Here is a 19,712-nt window from a genome sequence, read left to right as displayed (position 1 = left end):
ACTATTCCCGGTTTTATTTCAGATTAAACCTTTAACAACTAAAATAGTTGAGATTTGAAAACAATCCCCTAATCTTGTTATCATATAGATATGCTTTTTACGAAGCAGATAATGAAGGAGTGATAAAAATGGGTATGGACTTTAACTTTTTTATGAATGATGTTGTCCGTCAAGCACGACAAGAAATTAGTGCTTCTGGATATGATGAGTTAAAAACACCGGAAGAAGTTGAGGCGGCGTTTGCAAACAAAGGCACAACTTTAGTAATGATTAATTCAGTATGTGGTTGTGCAGGTGGAATTGCTCGTCCAGCTGCGGCGCATGCACTTCACTATGATAAGCGACCCGATCAACTTGTTACCGTGTTTGCGGGACAGGACAAAGAGGCTACTGAAAAGGCGCGTAGCTATTTCACGGGTTATCCACCATCCTCTCCATCCTTTGCACTTTTAAAAGACGGAGAGATTGTGAAAATGATTGAAAGACATGAAATTGAAGGTCATGATCCAATGGCTGTCGTGCAAAAATTACAAGATACATTTGAACAATATTGTGAAGAAATATAGGGAACCTTCAACTAAATAGAAAATCTGATACAATAAAAAGATGATCGTTACGGTCATCTTTTTATTGTTAGGAGATTGGATGCATGAAATTTAAAATTGGTTATCGGACATTAAAAACGGCATTAGGGACAGCTATTTCGATTATGATTGCCCAATATTTCGGATTCGAAAACTTTACATCTGCTGGGATTCTGACAATTTTATGTATAAAAGCAACAAAGAAAAAATCACTTCGGGCTTCATGGGATCGAATTTTGGCTTGTATAATTGCACTTCTACTTTCTGTCGTTTTCTTTGAGATTTTAGGTTATCATCCCATTGTCATTGGATTTATGTTGCTCGTCTTTATTCCTGTGGCAGTATTAGCCAAAGCAACAGAAGGAATTGTTTCAAGCATCGTCATTATTTTACATATCTTTTCTGCAGGGCAGGTTTCTGTTAGTTTAATTTTAAATGAATTGGGCATTATCTTCATTGGAATTGGAGTTGCACTTATAATGAATCTTTATATGCCGAGTGCAGATTTGAAGCTTGAAAAATACCAACAAGAAATTGAAGATAACTTTAAAAGAATTTTTTGTGAAATTGCAAAATTTTTGCGAGTAGGAGATAGTAGTTGGAGTGGCGAAGAACTACCAAAAACGGCTAAGCTTTTGGAACAAGCAATCGAGTTAGCTACCCAAGATGTTGAAAATAATTTGTTGCGGAGTGAAAACTTACATTACCAGTATTTCAAATTGCGTGAAAAGCAATTTGATATTCTTGAGAGAGTTTTACCATCGGTTACTTCAATCTCCTCCCAGGTTGAACAAAGGAAAATGGTAGCAGAGTTTGTTGAGCTATTAGCTGATGCCATACACCCTGGCAACACGGTAATGTACTACCTCGAAAAATTGTATCTGATGAGAACGGAATTCCAAAACATGGAATTACCAAAAACGAGGGAAGAATTTGAAGCAAGAGCCGCTCTCCTTCATTTTGTCAATGAAATGGAGCAATACTTATTGCTGAAACGTTCGTTTAAAGGACTAACCGATAAAAAAATGCATGTAAGTCGCGGTCAAGATACAAACTAACAAAAAATCTTGGCAGGTGACATGAGTGAAGATCATTGTAACATTTTTGTTGGCGATTGTCGTTTCACCGATTTGGCCATTAGGTCCGAACCCGATGCCAGGTGACCCGTTTCTTGTTGTGAATAAGAGCACGAATGAGTTGGCATTTATTCATGAAAATCAGATAAAACGTGTTTTCCCAGTAGCAACTGGTAGAAGTCAGGATTTAACGCCTGAAGGTATTTTCACGATTACAGTAAAAGCTGTCAATCCCTATTACCGCAAAAAAAATATTCCAGGTGGGGATCCGGAAAACCCTTTAGGTACCCGCTGGATTGGGTTTGATGCGGAGGAGACGGATGGGAGAATTTATGGAATACACGGTACTAATCGGCCTGATTCAATTGGTAAATACATCTCACAAGGATGTATTCGGCTGCACAATGAAGGGGTTGAATTCTTATTTAATCACATTCCTTTAGGAACAAAAATTCTCATTACTTCATCAGATCAAAGTTTTTATGAACTTGGTAAAGAATATTCCGCACTTGAATAAAGCGGAATTTTCAACAGAGGAGTTCTTTATCTCCCGCTGATGGTTAGCTAAAGAACAAAGGACTCACCATTTTAATTTTGGTGAGTCCTTTAATTATAATGTAAATGTTATTTTAATGGATTATAGAAAAGTTGCAGCTCCGGCTAAGAGGGTCGAGGCTAGCATCGCAAATAACATAATATATACGATGATTTTACGGGTCTTTCGTTTTTTCATCATCAATTCCCCTTTCAAGTTCCTCACTGTCTATCTATTATACTACAATCGAAAATGAGTTTATTCAACTCTTAATTTTTAGCAGGAATTATGACGATTTATATCGAATATAGTGATTATTATATATTTTCTAATATTAACTGGAGGGTGCTTATGATAAAAAAGGTTGATCACATTGGTGTTGCTGTTAAATCGATAGAAGAGGCGCTTCCCTTTTATACGGATGTGCTCCAATTGGAACTACTAGGGATTGAAAAGGTAGAGAGTGAAAAACTTAAAGTTGCCTTTTTAAAGGTAGGGGAATCAAAGATTGAATTGCTTGAAGCGACTTCACCTGAGAGTGCCGTTGCGAAATTCATAGAGAAACGAGGAGAAGGAATTCATCATATTGCATTAGGAGTAGATTCCATACAAGACCGAATCAATGAAATGAAAGAAAAGGGTATAAGAATGATTCAAGATGAGCCGAAAATAGGCGCAGGTAATGCAAAAGTTGCTTTTATGCATCCGAAGTCAACTGGAAGTGTACTATTTGAGTTGTGTGAAAAGATGGGAGAGAAATGATATGACAGATATTTATGAGAAAATTAATGAACTATATGATCGTAGAAGAGAGATTGAGCTTGGTGGCGGTGATGAAAGAATCAATAAACAACATGAAAAGGGAAAGCTAACAGCGAGAGAGAGAATTGATTTGCTTGTTGACCCAGGATCGTTTGTTGAACTTAATCCCTTTATCGAGCATCGTTCAACTGATTTTGGGCTTGAAAATCAAAAAGGTCCAGGCGATGGAGTCGTAACCGGATACGGGAAAGTGAATGGCAAACCGATTTATTTATTTTCTCAAGATTTTACCGTATTTGGTGGAGCACTTGGAGAAATGCATGCCCATAAAATTGCGACTGTTATGGATTTGGCAGCGAACAATGGCGCTCCTTTTGTTGGTTTAAATGATTCCGGTGGTGCAAGAATACAAGAAGGGGTCGTTTCACTTGATGGATATGGGCAGATTTTTTATCGAAACTCCATATATTCAGGTGTAATTCCCCAAATCTCTGTCATTATGGGGCCTTGTGCAGGTGGTGCCGTATATTCACCAGCGATTACTGATTTTGTTTTTATGGTCGAGGAAACGAGTCAGATGTTTATTACTGGCCCGAAGGTAATCGAAACGGTTACAGGTGAAAAAATTTCTTCTGAGGACTTAGGTGGGGCAAAAGTCCATAATAGTGTCAGTGGGAATGCTCATTTCCGTGCAGAGTCAGAGAAAGAGACGTTACAAATGGTACGTAGCTTGCTAAGTTATTTGCCGCAAAACCATGAGGAACGCCCTCCAAGGTTAGAAGCCGATGAACATGACGATTATCGACCTGATTTAACTGATACGATTCCATTTGATGCGTTACGACCGTATGATGTGCGGAAAGTGATTGAACAAGTGGCAGATAATGAATCGTTCCTTGAGATTCAAAAGGATTTTGCTAGGAACATTGTGATTGGTCTTGCACGGGTAAAAGGGGAAGTGGTCGGTTTAGTATGTAATCAGCCGAAGGTGATGGCTGGAGGGTTAGATATCGATTCTTCTGATAAAGCTGCTCGTTTTATTCGTTTTTGTGATTCGTTCAATATTCCAATTATCACTTTTGAAGATGTAACCGGGTTTTTCCCGGGGATTAAGCAAGAACATGGTGGAATTATTCGTCATGGTGCGAAGATTTTATATGCTTACTCAGAAGCAACTGTTCCGAAATTAACAGTAATTTTAAGGAAAGCGTATGGTGGGGCATATGTCGCTTTAAACAGTAAATCAATTGGAGCAGATCTTGTGTTTGCATGGCCGAATGCCGAAATTGCGGTTATGGGACCACAAGGTGCTGCGAATATTATCTTTGCTAGAGAAATTGAAAATAGTGAAAATCCTGAAGAAACAAGACAGCAGAAAATTGATGAATATCGCGAGAAATTCGCTAACCCGTATGTAGCTGCAAGCAGAGGGATGGTGGATGATGTCATTGATCCGAGGGAAACAAGAATTAAGATTATTCAAGCTCTTGACATGCTTCGCACAAAAAAAGAAACTCGTCCTGCAAAAAAACACGGGAATATCCCTCTATAATGGATTGACGTCGGGGTTTGATGGATGGGAACTACAAATGTATACTTATAAAGTATATACATAATGTGGAGGTCATCAATAATGGTTAACAACGAACGCCTGCTAAACGAATTTCTTGAATTAGTCCAGATTGATTCTGAGACAAAATATGAAGCAGAAATTGCTAAAGTTTTAAAACAAAAATTCTCTGAGCTTGGTCTTGATGTTTATGAGGATGATACAACAGCAGAAACTGGTCATGGTGCCGGAAATCTCATTTGCACCCTCGAAGGGTCAAAAGAAGGGGTAGATCCGATTTATTTTACCTCTCATATGGACACTGTTGTTCCTGCGCGTGGGGTTAAGCCGTCAATTAAAGATGGCTATGTAGTGACAGATGGTACAACAATCCTAGGAGCAGATGATAAAGCTGGTCTTGCTGTCATGCTTGAATCCATCCGGGTTCTTAAAGAAAAGAAAATTCCTCATGGTCCGTTACAGTTTGTCATAACTGTTGGTGAGGAATCAGGCTTAGTAGGAGCAAAAGTTCTGGATCTAAGTCGGTTAAATGCAAAATATGGGTATGCTCTAGATAGTGATGGCAAAGTCGGGAATGTGATTGTGGCAGCACCAACTCAAGCCAAAATCACAACAGTCATTCATGGAAAAACAGCTCATGCAGGTGTTGCTCCGGAAAAGGGAGTATCCGCGATTACAATTGCTGCAAAAGCAATTGCTAAAATGCCATTAGGTCGTATCGATGAGGAAACTACGGCAAATATTGGCCGCTTTCAAGGGGGAACAGCTACAAATATTGTTTGTGACTATGTCGAGATCCTTGCTGAAGCACGTTCACTTGAACCAGAAAAAATGAACAATCAAGTCCAAAAAATGCAAGAAGCTTTTGAGTCAGTTGCTAAGCAAATGGGTGGTAAAGCTGAGGTGACTGTCGATGTTATGTATCCTGGATTTAAATATGGTGAAGGTGATCTCGTCGTTGAATTAGCCCGTAAGGCAGCAGCTAAAATTGGTCGGAGCTGCGAGCTGTTAAAAAGTGGCGGTGGCAGTGATGCGAATGTAATTGCTGGCTTTGGCATTCCAACCGTCAATCTAGCCGTCGGTTATGAGGAGATTCATACAACGAATGAAAAAATTCCGATAGCTGAACTTGAAAAGCTTGCCGAAATGGTTCTGGCGATTATTGAAGAGGTGGCAGCACAATAAAGAAACAAGAAGTACCTATCATATGGGTACTTCTTTTTCTATTTTTATGAAAAACATGAAAAAAGCAAAACAAATATGGTTAATTTTTATCGATAAGTCAAATTATAAAAGGAGATTAAGTAAGTTGTACATGTAATAAAAAGAACGATGATTGGCTATTTTACAATAGTAGATATGACAGAAAGGATGTAAGCTTATGTCTAAACAACAGATTGGTGTTATTGGTCTTGCGGTCATGGGAAAAAATCTAGCTTGGAATATGGAGAGTAGAGGGTATTCCGTTTCCGTATTTAATCGTTCTCGCGAGAAAACAGATGTAATGTTACGTGAATCCGAAGGGAAGAATATTTTTGGAACGTTTTCTGTTGAAGAGTTTGTAAATTCCTTGGAAAAGCCACGTAAAATTATGCTAATGGTTCAAGCAGGGATGGCTACGGATGCAACGATTGACCAGTTAAAGCCATATTTAGAAAAAGGAGATATTTTAATCGATGGCGGGAATACCTTCTTTACAGATACACAGCGTAGAAATAAGGAATTGAGTGAGCTTGGTATTCATTTTGTTGGTACTGGTGTATCCGGTGGGGAGGAAGGGGCATTAAAAGGTCCATCGATTATGCCTGGAGGTCAAAAAGAAGCTTATGACTTAATCGCACCAATCTTTAAGGATATTTCTGCAAAGGTAAACGGTGAACCGTGTACAACCTATATTGGGTCAGATGGAGCCGGTCATTATGTAAAAATGGTACATAACGGCATTGAATATGGAGATATGCAATTGATTTCAGAGGCATATTTTTTACTTAAAAATATGCTAGGTCTTACAGCTGCTGAACTTCATCACGTATTCTCTGAGTGGAATAAAGGTGAACTCGACAGTTATTTAATTGAAATCACCGCAGATATTTTTACAAAAATGGATGATGAAACTGGCAAGCCACTTGTGGATGTGATCCTTGATACTGCAGGACAAAAAGGAACAGGAAAGTGGACAAGTCAAAGTGCATTAGATTTAGGGGTCCCATTACCACTAATTACAGAATCTGTGTTTGCACGATTTATCTCTGCCTTAAAAGAAGAACGCGTTGCTGCAAGCAAGATTTTACGTGGTCCTGAAACTAGTCCATTTTCAGGTAATCGTGAAGCGTTTATTGAATCTGTTCGTAAAGCGTTGTATATGAGTAAAATTTGTTCTTATGCTCAAGGATTTGCGCAAATGCGGACTGCATCAGATGAGTATGGCTGGGATCTTCGTTACGGTGATATAGCAATGATTTTCCGTGGTGGATGTATCATTAGAGCCCAGTTCTTACAAAAAATTAAAGAAGCTTATGATCGTGAACCAGGTTTGAAAAATTTATTGCTTGACTCTTATTTTAAAGAAATTGTAGAAAATTATCAGGGAGCGTTAAGAGAAATCGTTTCTCTAGCTGCGCAATACGGGATTGCTGTCCCATGTTTCGCATCAGCCCTAGCTTACTATGATAGTTATCGTACAGAAACCCTTCCTGCTAACTTATTACAGGCTCAGCGTGATTATTTTGGCGCACATACGTATGAGCGTGTTGATAAAGCGGGTGTTTTCCATACAGAATGGATGAAATAAAACAAAAACAGCGGTGATCCGCTGTTTTTGTTTGTATGATTTTAGTATAAATTTCAGAAGTTAGAACTGTCTAACCTGAACAAGGCGCTTGCGATTTTCTTAATTATCATGTTTCAACATCTAGGTTTGTTACTGGCCACCAGAAAAATCCGTCTTTTGCAAGGAGAGCGTCGGCTGCTTTTGGTCCCATTGAACCGGATTCATAATTTGGAAAACTTTGTTCTTTTGCGTTTTCCCATTCAGCAGAAATATTATCAACGAAATTCCAGGACAGGGCCACCTCTTCCCAGTGCGTAAAGTTCGTCGCATCGCCACGTAAACAATCGTATAATAGCCTTTCGTAGGCCTCAGGCGTGTTGATACCATTGATGCCTCTGTTAGCATAATTAAGTTTCACCGGGGTTGAGCCGAACGACTGTCCACCTTTTTTGGCATTAAAATAAAGAGTAATTCCTTCCTCAGGTTGAATGTGAATGACGAGGAGGTTAGGACGAACAGAACCTTCTTGCTTATTGTATAGATCCATAGGCATGTCCTTAAATTGGATAACAATTTTCGTCGTTTTTGCTTCCATTCGCTTTCCTGTTCGTATATAGAAAGGGACCCCAGCCCAGCGGAAATTATCAATCATTAATTTCCCGGCTACAAATGTCTCCGTATTTGATTCTTGGTCTACCATGTCTTCGTCTCTATAAGCTGGAACGTCTTTTCCGTTTAATAAGCCTTTGCCATATTGGCCTCGAACAAAAAACTGATTGACCTCTTCTCCTTTGATTGGTCTTAGTGCTCTGAATACCCGAACTTTTTCAGAACGAACCTCGTCTGTGGAAAGGTTGATTGGCGGTTCCATTGCCAGAAGGGAGACCATTTGCAACATGTGGTTTTGTACCATATCTCTTAATGCTCCGCTTTTTTCATAATAACGTCCTCGCTCTTCTACCCCAAGGGTTTCACTCGAAGTCACTTGAATATTTGAAATAAAGCGATTGTTCCACAGCGGCTCAAAAATACTATTGGCAAATCTGATGACCTCAATGTTTTGGACCATTTCTTTCCCAAGATAATGGTCAATCCGATAAATTTCATTTTCAGAAAAGGCCATTCTAATTTGATTATTAAGCTTTTGGGCAGATTCAAGGTCATGGCCAAATGGCTTTTCGATGACAAGGCGTTTAAAGCCTTCTGTATCTGTTAATCCGTCATGTTTCAGGTGTTCGGCAATGGTTCCAAAAAATTCGGGTGCCATTGCGAGATAGAAGATTCGATTTCCATTTAGCATGTATTTTTGATCGAGTTCTGTAGCTAAGTTGTTTAAAACGGAGTAAGAATTCGAATCTGTTACATCATGAGAATGATAGGAAAATTTTGAAACAAATTCTTCTATATTCTTGCCTGTAGGCTCTTCATTAGTGACGGATGTTCTTACGCTTGTTTGAAATTCTTCGTTCGTAAGAGATCTTCGCGCGACTCCAATTACAGCAAAGCGGTTTAGTTTATCTTTTTCGAATAATCGGTACAAGGAGGGAAATAATTTTCGCTTGGCCAAATCCCCCGTAGCTCCGAAGATCATAATTAATGCAGTTGGTTTTTCGTTCTGTGTCAAAGTTCAAAACCTCTCTTTTTTCTCGTTAGTATGTATCCAAAAAATTTTATCTTGTTTATTGTAAATAAGCAAATGATTCAAACATATTTAGTTTCTTCTCTCCATTCCTTTTTATCCTGTAATATGTGTTATAGTAAACTCGAAATGGATTTTATGTAAAGGAGTTATTTTTTATGGAAGTGTTTTTTTTAGGAACTGGGGCCGGAGTTCCTGCGAAACATCGGAATGTGACATCAATTGCTCTAAAGCTTCTTGAGGAGCGTGGAGTTGTTTGGTTATTTGATTGTGGTGAGGCAACTCAGCATCAAATCTTACATACAAGTATTAAGCCGCGAAGAATTGAAAAAATATTTATTACCCATTTGCATGGAGATCATATCTATGGCTTACCGGGATTATTAGCAAGTCGATCCTTTCAAGGTGGTGATTCACCTGTTACACTCTATGGGCCTCCCGGTATTAAAGCGTACCTCGATATTAGTTTCAACGTAAGTAAAACTTACTTGAGGTATTCCCTTCAAATTGTTGAGATCGGAGAAGGGGTCGTATTTGAAGATGACCAGTTTATCGTTGAGGCAAAGCGATTGGAACATGGTATTTCTTCATTTGGATACAGAATTGTAGAAAAAGATCGCGCGGGTACATTATTAGTTGATAAATTGAAAGAAAAGGGAGTCCAGCCTGGACCAATTTATAAAAAAATTAAAGATGGAGAAGTTGTTAAAGATGCGAATGGGCAGATGCTGTATCCAGAAGATTTCCTAGGTCCACCGCAAAAAGGGAGAGTTGTGACGATTCTTGGGGATACTAGGCGATGTGAAGCGGCTCAAGAACTTGCTGAAAATGCAGATTTACTTATACATGAAGCAACTTTTTCTGCTGAAGAGGAAGAGATGGCTCGTGAGTATTTCCACTGTACGACGACTGAGGCAAGTGAAATTGCCAAAAAAGCAAATGTAAGAAAATTATGTTTAACCCATATTAGTTCCCGTTACGATAAAGAAGGTGCTGAGCGACTCCTTCTGGAGGCGAGAGCAGTATTTTTTGACACAATCATTGCAAATGATTTCATGGAAGTGGCGATACCGATACAGAAAAAAGAAACACAGACCGGGGGATAATCAACCGGTCTGTTCCATTGAAAAAACCCCTCAAAATTTGCTTTGATAATTTATCAATATCTAAAGGTTTAGTGGTTGAGTTGGATGTCTTAGTTCGGAAGATAGTGCTTTTCCCATTTTTTGTGAGTGAGCCGCAGCTTCCTTAACACATGAACTAAACGCCTCTTGTACCTCGAATTTATTAAGGATTGAAATTCCTGCCTCCGTTGTTCCTCCTGGGCTAGTTACCTCAAGTCGAAGCTGTTCGGGAGTTTTATTTGATTTTTCTACCATATCAGCTGCTCCGCGAAGGGTTTGAATAATTAAGTCTTTAGCCAACTTTTGCTCTAATCCGAGCTCAATTGCACTTTTTTCCATTGCTTCTATTATATAGTAAAAATATGCTGGTCCACTTCCTGATAAGCCTGTGACTGCATCCAACTGATTTTCGTTCACAAATGCTGTGAATCCAACTGTGTCAAAAAGTTGACGTGAAATGTTTTTTTGTACTTCCGTAACTTTTGGGTTAAAAGCTAATGCAGTTGCAGATTTATTTACAGCCGCTGACGTGTTCGGCATTGCTCGAACGACTGCCACTGGTTTTTCAGCAACTGTCTCAATTGTAGCAATTGAGACGCCTGCCAGCACAGATATAATCAGAAGATGATTAGATAGATAAGATTTAAATGTTTGAATTGCACTAGCTGCATCTTTTGGTTTCATGGCTAAAATAACCGCATCTGCATTAGTAAAAAGTTCGTCGTAATTATATGAAGTGTTTACACCGTATTGTTTTTTCAACTGATCTAACTTTTCCTCGTTATGTCGATTTGTAACCCAAATGTTATTTCCGTTTAGTAGCCCTGTCTCTGTTATTCCTGATATTAATGCCTCTGCCATTGACCCTGCTCCGATAAAAACAAGTTTATTCATTCTCTGTCCTCCACTTTTAATTTTGACTAGTTCATCGTGCGAAATGTAGCAATAAAAAGACCTTTCATCTTTTTTAGGAAGAAAGGTTTCTTTTTATTTTTTATAGTGATTATCCTAGAAAAATACACTAGCTGTCAAGTAGCTGAGCGAATTGTTTGTCTATTCGGAAAATAACGATTAAAATAAAAATATTACACTTTTTTACTTTTTTATGTTTCCTTGTTGAAACTTGTTAAATGCTCTTTTAAACATATATTATTGAATAGTTAGGAGAAGAAAGAATGGTTGAATGGAAAAATGGGATTGCGAAAATAACTTTACCAACGCCTTTTTCAGTTGGTGATGTGCATACGTATTTAATTAAAGGTGAACGGCTGACATTAATTGATGCTGGAGTAAAAACGGAGGAAGCTTGGCAGAGATTCAATGAGCAACTAGCTGAGCTGAAATTAACTCCAGCAGATATTGAGCAGGTAATTTTAACTCATCATCACCCCGATCATGTCGGTCTACTCTCTTATTTATCCGCATCTATAGAAGTATATGCGCATCCTTGGAATGAGCGATGGCTAAATCGGTCGGCTAGTTTATGGACGATGGAAGATGAGTTTTATGAGGAGGTATATCGTCAATTTGGAGTGCCTGAAGAATATTACAAGTCGTCTGTCGAGAAAATGAAAGAGACCCTCGTTTTTGTACCAAATATCTGCTTAACTGGATATTTGTATGAAAATGATTCCCCTTCAGGAATCGAGGGTTGGAAAGTCATTGAGACTCATGGGCATGCACAGGGGCATATCGCCCTCTGGCGTGAGCAAGATGGCTTCCTGATTGGTGGGGATGTCTTGCTTTCTCATATTTCACCGAATCCATTACTTGAACCTCCACTTTCTAAAGACTTTGAGCGACCGAAACCGCAACTCCAATATAACGAATCGCTTAGTAAATTAGCTGAATATCCTATCGCGTTTGTGTTAGCCGGTCATGGAGCGGATGTGACGGATGCCCATACTCTAATTAAAAAAAGGCTTGCTAGTCAGCATCAGCGCGCGATGCAAGTGAAAAATATGCTCGTACATGAACCGAGAACGGCCTTCCAAATTTGTCGTGAGTTATTTCCTAAAGTGTATGAATTGGAAACGGGATTGACCATTTCAGAAACGGTAGCCCAGTTAGATTATTTATTATCATTATCCGAAATTAAGGTTGTAGAGGGAGAACAGACATTGTTATACTACGCTGCAAAATGAGGTGGAAGTTCTTGAGGATGCAAAATCGTTTACAGGGCAAAAATATTATTATTACCGGTGCTTCAGGAGGGATTGGCGCTGAAATGGCTCGTCTATGTGCTAGTCAGCAGGCTAATCTAATTTTATTTGCCCGCAGCCTTGATAAGTTGGAACAGCTAAAAAAAGAACTTGAAATGAAGTTCAACACTTCCGTTATTATTAGAAGTCTCGATGTTTCAAATCTAGAAGCAGTTCAGTATGTATTTACAGAAGTCCTTGCCGAAATTGGGTATGTGGATGTTCTTGTTAATAACGCTGGTTTTGGTATATTTCGCCACGCTCACGAAGCAAGTTTCGACGAAATAAAAGCAATGTTTGATGTAAATGTTGTTGGGTTAATGGCATGTACATCAATGGTCCTTCCAACGATGAAGGAAAGGAAGAGCGGTCACATTATTAATATTGCTTCTCAGGCTGGGAAAATAGCTACCCCAAAGTCCAGTATTTATTCAGCAACAAAACATGCGGTTCTTGGCTACACAAATAGTTTGCGCATGGAAGTGAGCGATGATGGTATTTTTGTTACAGCGGTAAACCCAGGACCAATTGCTACTAACTTTTTCAAGATTGCGGATCAAGAAGGAACCTATGTATTTAATGTTCAGCGGTTTATGCTTCAGCCAGAATATGTCGCTAACAAGGTTGTCAACCGGATGTTGACAAAAACAAGAGAAATTAACCTTCCGCGTTGGATGAATGCTGGGAGCATCATTCATACTCTTTTTCCACGTACATTCGAATGGGTTGGCAAAAGCGCGTTCAATAAAAAATAAATCAAAAGACTGGTCGGAAAAAACGACCAGTCTTTCTATTGTTATTAGCCTAATACCTATGAAATTTGCTTACTGTACATACACTCAATAATTTAAAAAGAATAAATTAAAGAGGGATGGAAAAAAATTGGGGGATGTATATGGAATGGATACGATTGTTTTTATTGGGAGCAATAAGTCTGGTACGAGTAGGGAAGCGATTCAAACTGCAGAAAAAATGGGTTATTTTACGGTGTTATTTACCGATAGAGATAAATTCCTCCAGCAACGAGAGGAGTTTCCCGATGTTCATCAAATGATTTATCTTGAAAATTTGTTTGACGAGAGGAATTTAATAAATCAGCTTAATCGACTGACATTACAGGGGAAAACGCTTAAAGCATGCATTAGTTTAGTCGATCCATATGTTTCTCTAGCAGCAGTTGTTGCAGCTGAAATGGGTTTATTTCAGCTATCTATTGAAGCATTGTATAAAATGGAGAATAAAATATGCTTTCGAAAAGAACTTCAAAGCCTCAATGTAAACCCGTCTTTTACTACATTGTTATCTCATGAGAATTTGCAAGATAAGATGAACCAGTTTACCCATTCCTACCCTCTTATCATTAAATCTCCCCAGTCAAATGGTTCGAAAGATGTGCTATACGTAAATAATCGTTCCGAGTTAGAAGCTGGCATAGCGATTTTAAAAACCGAAAATGAAGATATGCCGATATTAATTGAAGAATATTTAGAGGGTCCTCAATATTTAGTAGAAGTCATTGTATGGGAAGGGAAAGTACACCTCGTTGGGATTGTCGAACAAGTGATTTCTCTAGGGGAGCGATTTATCGTATCCGGATACCATTTTCCGGCCATGATCGCAGAACATTTATTGACGGAACTTCAAATCACTGTTGAGAAAATTGTGAATATCCTTGAGATGGAATATGGATCTTGTCATTTAGAATTGAGATTGGTTCAAGGTAAATGGAAGTTAGTTGAAATCAATCCACGGGTTTCAGGTGGTGCAATGAATCAAATTCTTTTCGAAGGATCGGGGATGAGTCTTGTTCAAGAAGTGATAAAGCTGTATCTTGGCGAAAAACCAGAGGTGATAATAACTGAGCATCGCCATGTATTTGCCCAATTTATCACGGTAAACTCAAAAGGATTGCTGTTGAAAGTGACTGGAAAGAATCGTGCTTTAGCGTATGAGGGAGTAAAAGATGTTTATATAAAACCGCGCAAAGGAGCGATATTAAAGCCCCCTCACTCAATGGGGGATCGTTATGCGTATGTGATTGCTTCCGCCGATACTTTCGAAGATGCTCAAAAAATCGCCATCACTGCCGCGAAGGAAATAAAGTTTTATATGGAACCTCTATAGAGGGAGTGATTTTTTTGAGTATGATTGGGATGTTGCATGATAAGAACCATCCGTCTAATGTTAAAAAGGCCTATGCATGTGCTGCGGTTGCTAAAATGGAAGGAATCGATTTTTTTTATTTTACTTATCATAATGTTGACTTTGAAAACCGCAAAATTGATGGTTGGATGTATGACAATGGAAGTTGGGAAAAACATCCTCTTGTTTTTCCAGATGTTATTTTAAATATTAGTGGTCCCAAATCGACTTTCCAAAAGGAAGTGTATCGAAAATTAAAAACGGACATTCCATTTACATCATACTCCGTTGGCAACAAAATGAACGTATATAAAAAAATAACCAAAAAAGGAGTATATTCACCATTCCTAATTCCAACCTTTTCTTTAAAAAAAGCAAACGATTTTTTATCATTATTTGATCAATTTGGGAGAATTGTCATTAAACCTTTTTCAGGAAATCATGGCAAAAACGTAATCTTTGTTGATAAACTTACGGAAAATGAGGTTAAAGTGACGGATGGAACAAAACAGGATGTATTAAATTTGTCTCAATTTGAGCTTTTTATTGAAAAATTGAAGGGTGATCAAAATTATTTATTCCAGCCTTTTATTGACTGTAAAACGAAAGCGGGCTTACCATATGATTTTCGTTTACATGTTCAGAAAAATGGATTAGGTGAATGGGAGGTTAACCTTATTTATCCACGAATTAGTGGGAATGGAAAGTTTATTAGCAATATCAGTGGGGGAGGATACCGCGGTGAACTTTTGCCGTTTTTAAAAGAAGAGTTTGGTAATGAGTATTTTAATATAAAAAGATTACTTGAACGATTCGCTCTGACCTTTGCTGCACATCTTGAGACATTATATAAGCATTCGTTTGATGAATTAGGAATTGATGTTGGAATCGACGAGAATCATAAACTTTGGATTTATGAAGTCAATTGGAGACCAGGAGCAAAACATCGAGAATTTGAAGTGGCAAAAAGGCTTGTGAAATATGCTGAATATTTAACGAAAAGGCGATAGTCTATTTTCAGTTTATTACCTCACCAACTGTTAATCGCCTCATAAAATACATTAGTAATGGGGAGTGATTGGGGGGGTGACCAATGGAAAACAATGAAAGTAATTTTGGTTCGCAAAACAGTATAGGGGATGCTTTATTTGAATTAAAGAAATTACAAGATTTTATAGCTGATGCTTCGACTCCTTTCTTAGGCAGAATTCTTGGAAGACTAATTGAGACGGATACGATTCCGCTCATTCTTTTAACAAAGCATGGGATATATGAAACGAGTGGCCATATATTTAATGAGAAAACGAATAAAATGGATAGCTTTACAACTTCTTTCTTTCGGATCGATTCGATTGAAAGAGGCTCTAACTGTGCAAAACTTACGTTACTTCGTCCTTATGATATTAATAAAAAACCAACAAACTCATTATGTGATGTTGTTAAATTAGTGAAAACCTCGATTTGTGTCGAAGTAGATTTAAGCTGTATTTGTGGAGTTCAATGTTTAAGCACAGAGTTGTTAAAACGAAAAATTATTATTGAGCCGAAATGGTAAGAGAGCATCCGTTTTATGTGGGTGCTCTCTATTCGGGTAGGCTTCCTCCCAAGCTAGGAGGTGATAAAGTCGATGAAGTTTATTGGAATTATGACGCTTAGTAAAAAGGCACGAAAAAAATTCCTTGATTATTTTCTTCCCTATAATGATTTACCTGATGTTACGCTTTTTGCATTTACACCGAAGGGGATAAATTGGCGGAAAAAGAGGGTCAATGGTGTCTATAAACAGAATGGGGATTGGAAAACAAAAAGATTTCCCTTTCCAGATTGTGTAATCAATCAATCGTATACGACTTCTGTAAAAACGGTTAAGAAGTTGGAAAGAGCGTTAGGTACTAATAAAGTGTTTAATCGAGTCAATCGTTTGAGCAAGTGGTTATCGTATGAAGCTTTAGCGAATTCGGAATTAAATCGTTATGTATCGGAAACATGGAAGCTTGAGGAGATTTCAATTTCTGAGTTGTTAAATACGAAAGAGTCTCTTTATTTTAAGCCAGAATGGGGTACTCTTGGCAGGGGGATCTTTAAATTAACGACTGATGAATCTGGATTTCATATTTTTATAAACAATACAAAACCAAAATTCTCTTGTCATACGTTAGAGGAGATATTAACAAAAATCACTGAATTAACTGGCGATAAAAAATACATCATCCAAAAAGAAATAAAGCCACTGCATTTAGATGATAAAGAATACTTTGAGGTTAGAATCATTCTCCAAAAAGGATATGAAGGAATGTGGGGAATAACGACAGCTCTGGCACGACGTGTTTTTCATTCCAGCATCATTGCTAACTTGGCGTTTAAAGTAGAGCCGTTGGAAAAAACGTTACAAACTTTAAGTTGGAGCGAGCAAGAAAAAACAATTTTATTATTAAAAATGAGGCAAATCGCCCTGCTTGCAGCACCTAAAATTGAAAAGCAATATGGTCATATGGGAGAAATGGGCGTTGACTTAATGGTCAACGAAACGGGAGAAATAAAGATCATTGAAGTGAATGCGCGACCATCAAAAAAGATGATCGAACGTTTACGCGACGATTCTTTGCAAAGGCTATTTTTCTCTAATCCGATTCATTATGCTCATTCATTGATTTATAAATAATAAGCATTGGCATCTATAGGAGATGTATTTGTCTGTCAGATAAATACATCTCCTATATTTTTGTTTTGTTTCTTCCTAGTTGTAAACGTATATAGAGGAAAAGGCACAAGCGGTAATTACGTCTTCACATAGAATGAATAAAAAGTTTGTTGAAAGGGGGATATAGATGCGGTTTTGTTTAATGGAAAATATTGGGGTGAATGAACTCATACTTCCCATCAGCATGCGTTCTTTATTCAATAAGGATGTGGAAAGGTGCCGTTTTCAATTTGGTGGTTTCACTAAAATGGTACGTCTCGTTTTTTCTAATGAAATGAAATTTAATACAGCAGGTATTCATAAAAGCTTCGCAGCGCCTTATACAATTCCTGAAGAATTAGAGTTTAAATGGAAAATCAACAATCATTCATTTATTGTTGGTCCAATCATTGCTTTTCTCTTCGCTAAGTATGAAAAGAGTTTAACTGAAAAAAGATTAAGAAGGTTAGCACGTTATGCGGCAAAATATTCTGAAGTTGGTGGGCTGTTAGTCATGTGTTCCGCTAAGTCGGTTGATCTTCGAAATAAAAAAATAACGGGGTATTATTATCGACCTGCAAATGAATCACAGCGAAGGGGGACATGGCATTATGGCACTTTCCCTTTTCCAGAGGCTGTATTCCAAAGATGTTGGGGCGGGAAGAAAGAAAGGGAAGAGTTACATCGGTTTACTGGAGGAAAACTTTTTAATCACCCTCCATTGAATAAATGGAAACTATACGATCTACTTTCTGATTCTTTTGAGGTTTTTAACTATTTCCCAGAAACGAAAATCTTCCAAGATGAAAAGACTATATTGGCAATGCTTTCAAAGCATCAGGCAGTTTATTTAAAGCCTATTAAAGGGCTTAGTGCAAAAGGGATCTATAAGATAACTATGGATGGAAGTCAGTATATTGTTCAAAATAATTTTCATAAAAGCAGAGTGAAAACAAGCGAAGAGTTGAGCAAGTTGTTAAAGATCATACAGAAAAAATCAATGTACATTGCTCAACAGCCGATTACCGATGAGAGCAATCGTCGGAATATCGTTTTTAGAGTGATTTTACAAAAAAATGGGCAGAAAAAATGGGTGTGTAACGCAGCCTATGTCCGTGTCGGGGTGAAGGATGCAATTGTGACGAACAGAAAGTTAACCGACTCTTTTATGACGATGCCAAAAGCATTGAAGACCATTTATAAATTAAATAAACGTAAAGCACGTAAAAAAAGGAAGGAAATGATAAAGGTTTGTGAACAAGTATGTTTAGCTTTGGAGCAAAAAGGAATTCATTTTGCTGATGTAGCTTTCGATGTCATGCTTGATACAAATTTGAACATATGGGTGATTGAACTAAATAATCGGTTGCATAATCATTTTGGACCGCTAAAAACGATAAAAAGCAGGAAAATGTATAAACGAGTCGTTGCAACTCCATTAGCGTATGCAGGTGCGCTCCTAGATTATAAGTAAGCCTTACGATTAGCGATGCATCATAATAAAAAGGAATGAGAATGAGTGGTAACGTTTAAGTCGTTAATTAGCAAGTGGAAAAAAACGAAATTGTTGAGAGCTGATCCTGAATTGAGGCCGTTTATCGCTGAAACAATATGGTTTACGAAAAGAAATCTTCGTCACATGCTTAATAAATACAATTTAGTATTTGTTAAACCGTCTAGAGGCAGTTTAGGAAGAGGAATCATCAAGGTACAAAAAGAACTGCAAGATAAGCGGACTGTCTATTCTTATCATTATAAAAAACGAAAAGAAACATTCAGCACACTGAGCGGGCTCCACCGTGCATTGAAACAGCAAATAGCAAAAATTTTTGCGAGAAGAAAACGAACAAAGAAAAGTTATTTAATTCAACAAGGAATTCCTTTGCTTAAATACAAGGATAGACTTTTTGATATTCGCTCGATTGTTCAATTAAATTCGAACAATGAATGGGTAACGACCGGAATTGTTTGTCGAGTAGGGCATCCGAAAAAAATCGTGACAAATTATTCTAGCGGCGGAACCCCAATGAGGTATGAGGATGTTATGAGAAAGCTGGTGCCTGAAGAAAATATTTCATTTCATCGGCAACAGATTGAACGGCTTTCCATAAAAATGGCGAAAAAATTGTCGGAAGAATGTCCGGCACTGCGAATTCTTGGTTTTGACTTAGGGTATGATTCATACTTTAATCCGTGGTTAATTGAAGTAAACTTAACCCCTCGTTTTAAAAGTTTTAAAAGAATCGATATGGACACATATAAAAAAATTAAGCATTTGTTTTCCGGATATCCAAGGACATGTAGATAAGGGCTTCAGTAAAAGACTACGGTTCTCTTTAACGGTGCAAAACAACAAATATAAATAGAAGGCTTGTCCTTAATTGAGTAACTAGCGAAAGGAAAATAAGCGGAGATGTTCCGGTTAAATGCAGAATGGAGCTCGTTTCGGGAGATATAAGGGGAGATTTTCCGGTTATGCAACTAAAAATCCCTCATTTTCACGTTTATCGAGTCAATAGACGGAATCTCTCCGTTTATTTAAGCAATTTTCATTGATATTTACTAATTAAGCGGAATTATTCCGTCTATTATTTTTAAGTGTCAAGAAGGTAAGTAGGAATAGTGATAA

The 19,712-nt window shown here is 37.8% G+C and carries 19 protein-coding genes; 16 read left to right on the top strand and 3 right to left on the bottom strand.

Features of this window, described 5'->3' with window-relative positions; all coding sequences use genetic code 11:
* Positions 1-128: 128 nt before the first annotated feature.
* From GNT69_RS07935 to GNT69_RS07925, 3 genes are all read left to right on the top strand, one after another.
* Positions 129-566, top strand: coding sequence for a BrxA/BrxB family bacilliredoxin (locus GNT69_RS07935; RefSeq protein ID WP_203554420.1), 438 nt, complete (start codon positions 129-131; stop codon positions 564-566).
* A gap of 83 nt (positions 567-649) precedes the next feature.
* Complete coding sequence (locus GNT69_RS07930; protein WP_203554419.1) at positions 650-1,642, top strand: aromatic acid exporter family protein; 993 nt, start codon at positions 650-652, stop codon at positions 1,640-1,642.
* A 31-nt stretch (positions 1,643-1,673) separates the two neighbouring features.
* The gene (locus GNT69_RS07925; protein WP_481747618.1) at positions 1,674-2,177 is read left to right on the top strand and encodes a L,D-transpeptidase; all 504 of its coding nucleotides are present in this window, start codon (positions 1,674-1,676) and stop codon (positions 2,175-2,177) included.
* 120 nt (positions 2,178-2,297) lie between these two features.
* Here GNT69_RS07925 and prli42 read toward each other — a convergent pair whose 3' ends face one another.
* The gene (gene prli42, locus GNT69_RS07920) at positions 2,298-2,393 is read right to left on the bottom strand and encodes a stressosome-associated protein Prli42 (RefSeq protein ID WP_203554418.1); all 96 of its coding nucleotides are present in this window, start codon (positions 2,391-2,393) and stop codon (positions 2,298-2,300) included.
* Positions 2,394-2,546: 153 nt separating this feature from the next.
* Here prli42 and mce point away from each other — a divergent pair, with 153 nt between their 5' ends.
* From mce to gndA, 4 genes are all read left to right on the top strand, one after another.
* Positions 2,547-2,957, top strand: coding sequence for a methylmalonyl-CoA epimerase (gene mce / locus GNT69_RS07915; RefSeq protein WP_203554417.1), 411 nt, complete (start codon positions 2,547-2,549; stop codon positions 2,955-2,957).
* A gap of 1 nt (position 2,958) precedes the next feature.
* Complete coding sequence (locus tag GNT69_RS07910) at positions 2,959-4,509, top strand: acyl-CoA carboxylase subunit beta (protein WP_203554416.1); 1,551 nt, start codon at positions 2,959-2,961, stop codon at positions 4,507-4,509.
* Between the two features lie 81 nt (positions 4,510-4,590).
* Entirely contained in the window at positions 4,591-5,712 is a 1,122-nt protein-coding gene (locus GNT69_RS07905) for a M20/M25/M40 family metallo-hydrolase (RefSeq protein ID WP_203554415.1), read from the top strand.
* A gap of 196 nt (positions 5,713-5,908) precedes the next feature.
* A complete protein-coding gene (gene gndA / locus GNT69_RS07900) occupies positions 5,909-7,318 on the top strand; it encodes an NADP-dependent phosphogluconate dehydrogenase (protein ID WP_203554414.1) in 1,410 nt (469 codons plus the stop codon).
* Between the two features lie 106 nt (positions 7,319-7,424).
* Here the strand turns inward: gndA and zwf are convergent, their stop codons facing one another.
* Positions 7,425-8,921 carry a glucose-6-phosphate dehydrogenase gene (gene zwf, locus GNT69_RS07895; protein ID WP_203554413.1) on the bottom strand — a complete coding sequence of 499 codons (1,497 nt, stop codon included), beginning with the start codon at positions 8,919-8,921 and terminating at the stop codon, positions 7,425-7,427.
* Positions 8,922-9,094: 173 nt separating this feature from the next.
* On the opposite strand from zwf, the gene rnz reads away from it, so the two are divergent.
* The gene (rnz, locus tag GNT69_RS07890) at positions 9,095-10,042 is read left to right on the top strand and encodes a ribonuclease Z (RefSeq protein WP_203554412.1); all 948 of its coding nucleotides are present in this window, start codon (positions 9,095-9,097) and stop codon (positions 10,040-10,042) included.
* A gap of 60 nt (positions 10,043-10,102) precedes the next feature.
* Here rnz and proC read toward each other — a convergent pair whose 3' ends face one another.
* Positions 10,103-10,975 (bottom strand): pyrroline-5-carboxylate reductase, encoded by an 873-nt coding sequence (proC, locus tag GNT69_RS07885; RefSeq protein WP_203554885.1) that lies wholly within the window; start codon positions 10,973-10,975, stop codon positions 10,103-10,105.
* A 260-nt stretch (positions 10,976-11,235) separates the two neighbouring features.
* On the opposite strand from proC, the gene GNT69_RS07880 reads away from it, so the two are divergent.
* The 8 genes from GNT69_RS07880 (at position 11,236) to GNT69_RS07845 (ending at position 19,391) form a co-directional block, all read left to right on the top strand.
* The gene (locus GNT69_RS07880; RefSeq protein WP_203554411.1) at positions 11,236-12,204 is read left to right on the top strand and encodes an MBL fold metallo-hydrolase; all 969 of its coding nucleotides are present in this window, start codon (positions 11,236-11,238) and stop codon (positions 12,202-12,204) included.
* 17 nt (positions 12,205-12,221) lie between these two features.
* Complete coding sequence (locus GNT69_RS07875; RefSeq protein ID WP_203554410.1) at positions 12,222-13,016, top strand: SDR family NAD(P)-dependent oxidoreductase; 795 nt, start codon at positions 12,222-12,224, stop codon at positions 13,014-13,016.
* A gap of 145 nt (positions 13,017-13,161) precedes the next feature.
* The gene (locus tag GNT69_RS07870) at positions 13,162-14,385 is read left to right on the top strand and encodes an ATP-grasp domain-containing protein (RefSeq protein WP_203554409.1); all 1,224 of its coding nucleotides are present in this window, start codon (positions 13,162-13,164) and stop codon (positions 14,383-14,385) included.
* A gap of 20 nt (positions 14,386-14,405) precedes the next feature.
* Positions 14,406-15,413: a YheC/YheD family endospore coat-associated protein gene (locus GNT69_RS07865; protein ID WP_239094135.1), complete on the top strand. Its 1,008-nt coding sequence runs from the start codon at positions 14,406-14,408 to the stop codon at positions 15,411-15,413.
* Between the two features lie 83 nt (positions 15,414-15,496).
* The gene (locus GNT69_RS07860; RefSeq protein WP_203554407.1) at positions 15,497-15,958 is read left to right on the top strand and encodes a CotY/CotZ family spore coat protein; all 462 of its coding nucleotides are present in this window, start codon (positions 15,497-15,499) and stop codon (positions 15,956-15,958) included.
* Between the two features lie 72 nt (positions 15,959-16,030).
* Positions 16,031-17,065 (top strand): YheC/YheD family protein, encoded by a 1,035-nt coding sequence (locus tag GNT69_RS07855; RefSeq protein ID WP_203554406.1) that lies wholly within the window; start codon positions 16,031-16,033, stop codon positions 17,063-17,065.
* Positions 17,066-17,231: 166 nt separating this feature from the next.
* Positions 17,232-18,557 (top strand): YheC/YheD family endospore coat-associated protein, encoded by a 1,326-nt coding sequence (locus GNT69_RS07850; protein WP_203554405.1) that lies wholly within the window; start codon positions 17,232-17,234, stop codon positions 18,555-18,557.
* Positions 18,558-18,602: 45 nt separating this feature from the next.
* Positions 18,603-19,391 (top strand): YheC/YheD family protein, encoded by a 789-nt coding sequence (locus tag GNT69_RS07845; RefSeq protein WP_203554404.1) that lies wholly within the window; start codon positions 18,603-18,605, stop codon positions 19,389-19,391.
* Positions 19,392-19,712: the final 321 nt, after the last annotated feature.

This window comes from Bacillus sp. B15-48 (genome assembly GCF_016879755.1).
GTDB lineage: Bacteria > Bacillota > Bacilli > Bacillales > Cytobacillaceae > Mesobacillus_B.
Note: the sequence above shows the minus strand (reverse complement) of the source record. Positions and strands in the feature narration are given on the sequence as shown.